General features: G+C 57.9%; 6 protein-coding genes. 3 read left to right on the forward strand and 3 right to left on the reverse strand.

What is annotated here, in order from left to right:
* Together AC221Y_RS22105 and AC221Y_RS22110 are read left to right on the forward strand one after the other, a co-directional pair.
* A partial coding sequence (locus AC221Y_RS22105; protein ID WP_486708459.1) for a DUF971 domain-containing protein occupies positions 1 to 576 on the forward strand: 576 nt, incomplete at its 5' end.
* A complete protein-coding gene (locus AC221Y_RS22110) occupies positions 569 to 1,840 on the forward strand; it encodes a DUF6522 family protein (RefSeq protein ID WP_486708460.1) in 1,272 nt (423 codons plus the stop codon). The genes AC221Y_RS22105 and AC221Y_RS22110, both read left to right, overlap by 8 nt.
* Here the strand turns inward: AC221Y_RS22110 and AC221Y_RS22115 are convergent.
* The 3 genes from AC221Y_RS22115 to AC221Y_RS22125 form a co-directional block, all read right to left on the reverse strand.
* A complete protein-coding gene (locus tag AC221Y_RS22115) occupies positions 1,789 to 2,067 on the reverse strand; it encodes a hypothetical protein (protein ID WP_486708461.1) in 279 nt (92 codons plus the stop codon). The genes AC221Y_RS22110 and AC221Y_RS22115 overlap by 52 nt on opposite strands.
* Before the next feature lie 194 nt (positions 2,068 to 2,261).
* Positions 2,262 to 2,564: a type II toxin-antitoxin system RelE/ParE family toxin gene (locus AC221Y_RS22120; RefSeq protein ID WP_486708464.1), complete on the reverse strand. Its 303-nt coding sequence runs from the start codon at positions 2,562 to 2,564 to the stop codon at positions 2,262 to 2,264.
* Between the two features lie 9 nt (positions 2,565 to 2,573).
* Entirely contained in the window at positions 2,574 to 2,906 is a 333-nt protein-coding gene (locus AC221Y_RS22125) for a CopG family ribbon-helix-helix protein (protein WP_486708462.1), read from the reverse strand.
* Positions 2,907 to 2,994: 88 nt separating this feature from the next.
* Here AC221Y_RS22125 and AC221Y_RS22130 point away from each other — a divergent pair.
* The coding region (locus AC221Y_RS22130) for an IS6 family transposase (RefSeq protein WP_486708463.1) at positions 2,995 to 3,414 on the forward strand (420 nt) is incomplete at its 3' end.

The raw sequence follows: 3,414 nt of genomic DNA on the forward strand, positions 1-3,414 counted from the left end.
GGTGCCAAGATCGCGGCCAGCCTTGACGTTCCGTTTCTGGGTGCCATTCCGCTTGATCCTGCAATCGTGGATTGCGGCGATGAGGGCCGCCCTTTGGTAATTGCGCACCCGGATGTACCTGCAGCGGCTGCCTACCGCGACATTGCCGCGATCCTGTCCGGGCGTGAGCGCGACGCCGCAGGAATTCCAACGCCGTTTGACTGGCACTGGGACGATGATGCCAGCAAACCAAAGCCTTCGCTCCATGCGGCCCACGCAGGCGGCGCTGCCGAAGTTCCGGTGGCACTGGATCGGCGCGACGGGCGCACTTTGGTCTTGCGTTGGCTCGATGGCCACTACCAGCAGATCGATGTGCGCGATTTACGTCTGGCATGCCGCTGTGCGGCTTGCGTTGATGAGATGAGCGGGCGCGCGGTCCTGGTTCCGGCAATTGTGCCGCTGAACATCGCCCCCACCCGGATCTGGAGCCTTGGCAACTATGCCATCGGCGCCAGCTTCAGCGATGGCCACAGTTCGGGCATTTACACATTTGGTCATCTGCGCGCCATGGTGGCCGCCGAGGTTGAAGATGTCTGATCTGACGGCGCCACTGCGTATCCGTGCCGAAACCTCGCCCGCGGATCCACATTCCATGCGCTTTGTATTGGACCGTGACGTGCAGGCTGGGGCTGGGGCCAGCTATTCCAATGCGACCGCAGGTCAGAGCGCCCCATTGGCCAAGGCTCTGTTTGCCATTGCCGGTGTTGAAAAGGTTGATGTCGCGGGCGCGGTCGTGGCTGTGCTTAAGGCTGCTGACCGCGATTGGGTCACCCTGAAAGGGCTGATTGCGCAGGCGATTCGCGACAGCATGGCCCAATCCGCCGCACCGCTAGGGATGGCGGCCAAAGCCGTAGATCAGACACGAACTGATGCCGAAATCCGGCTGGCCGTTCAAGACGTGCTGGACCGGCAGGCCAACCCGGCGATTGCCGGTCATGGCGGGCACGTCAGGGTCACGGACGTGCAGGACGGCGTTGTCAGCATGCTGATGTCGGGGGGATGTCAGGGCTGTGCATCGTCTGCCGCGACGCTGCGCGGCGGGGTGGAAAGCATGATCCGCGCCGCCGTGCCCGAAGTCCGCGATATCGTTGACGTAACCGACCATGCCGCCGGTGCTACCCCGTATTACAGCGCCGCACCGGGCGATGAGCAACAGCCAAAGCGACCTTTATTGTATCGCCCCGTCCCATCCGATGCGATCGTGCGTGAGGATGGCCAATTCCTGATCTCGCCCGATTATCTTGCGCCGCGTCTAGGCATGGACGTAGAAACCCTGCGGGCGGCGATGCAATCGGGCGAGGTTGTCTGCCAATCGGAATCGGGCACTGGGACGGACGCGGGAAAGACGCGGTTGATCATGCGCTCCAGCCGCCGGGTCTGGGCCGCCGAAATCGCGTCGGATGGCACTGCTCATGAAATCCCCGCCCCGCGCGCTGCCGCAAAAGCGGCCACTGCGGCCACTGCGTTGCGCGATCGCATCCGTGCGCATTTGACCGACCTGTCTGCCGCAGATGTGCCGATGACCTACGGCCAGCTTGCCCGGGCTATGGGGCTCTATATGCCGGGTTCCATTAGCAAAGTCACGCAGGCGCTCGAGGCGACAATGGTCGAGGACGCCAAGAATGGTGCGCCGTTCCTGGCCTCACTGGTCGTCAGCAAAGTTGGGCAGGGCAATGCGGCCAAAGGGTTCTTTCAGCAGGCGCGCGCACTGGGTCGAGGACCGGGTTTGGGCGAAGACGACCGCGCCTACTACCAGCGCGAGTTCACGGGCGCCGTTGCGATACAGACCGCCCAGAACTGAAACAGGGGTAATTCCCTTGTCTTGGCGATTTCACCAAATTTTTGTCCGTCCAGGATCTTATCAAAGTAACGATGGGCAGGTGCAATGTTCCTGAACAATGTTTTGTCGCGTGGGCCGGCTGCATTCTCAAGGATCAGTTTGGTTTCACCGCCACGCTTTCGATTTCGGCATTCGGAGGCAATGCCGAGGAGTTCCCCGGAAACTTTGTCGCGCTCGACCTGCAGCATCGAGGCAACGCCTTTGGGTTGAGAGAGCGACTTTGATTTCGCCCGGGGCTATATCCACGCGTGCGACCGTCGCCAAAATCCTCGCTCGGGTCTCGTCGCCGCCGGCCTCACTTTTGGCCACTGAGTTGGCTAACTGTTCGAGTTAATGTGAAAATGCAGTCCGGGTGGGGCAATAGATTTACAATGTCGTCTAGTCACTCCAGATCAAGCACACCGTCGTAATTCAGCGTCTTCCTGCGAGAGTTATAGATCCGCAAAATAAAGACAGTATTGCCGCGGACGTAGTAGGGGATGATGTAACCGTATTTGGGAACAACCTTTTCCCAGACATCGTCATGAGGCGTTGCGCGTCCGCGCGACAGGCTTGCGGGAATATCTTCAATTGAATTTTGTAAGGCATCTATGACATGGAGCAGTCCGGTTGGCGACTTTGGGGCGAGGTACCGCCGCAGGCTGTCGAGATCAAAAACAGCACTCCGGGTAATAACAATTTTCATAATTGCCAATTACGGCTCTAAGTCGGGGGCAGGGGGAGAAGCCTCATCTTCAGTCCCCCATGTCTTCATCCAGTCAAATACCTGTTCACCGGAATGGCCAAATCCACTGTCTGCATCAGCGACTGCTTCATTCAAATCTCTCAGGTAAGCGGTGCGGTCTTTCATATAGAGAGCGACGGCCTCCTTGACGATATAGGAGCGTGACCGTTTTGTCAGTTCCGCAAGTGCGTCTACGTCATCTCTTAACGAGTCCGGCAGGCGAACCGAAAATGTTCCAGACACATTGGCCATCATAATATTCCAAAAATTAAGAACACAAGTGAACACAAAGTAGTCGCTCACGCTAAAATGTCAAACTCAAGGGACTAGAGATAGATAGGCATTGTCACGTTAAGTCGACGATCTCGCGCGAACAGGTTAGTGCGGTTGAATGAGCAAGATTTCCTATTCCCGCCACCGATTTCCAGCAGCCGTGATCCACTTTGCTGTCTGGCTCTACTTTCGCTTTCCGTTGAGCATTCGGGACGTGGAGGAACTGCTTGCGGAACGTGGCATTGATGTAAGCTACGAAACGATCCGCCGATGGATTTTGAAGTTCGGCCCGGCGATCGCAACCAGGGTGCGATCCCGCCGCGTTCAGCCGTCAGGAACCTGGTATCTTGATGAGGTTTTCGTTCGCATTGGTGGCAAGCGGACATATCTGTGGCGCGCTGTTGACGATGAAGGCGAGGTTCTTGAGGTCCTGGCCCAGTCGCGCCGGAACAAGCGTGCGGCCCTTGAATTTATGCGAAAACTCCTGAAAAAGCAGAGATACATTCCAGATAAAGTTGTCACCGACAAGCTGGGGTCA

This window comes from Boseongicola sp. (assembly GCF_057460485.1).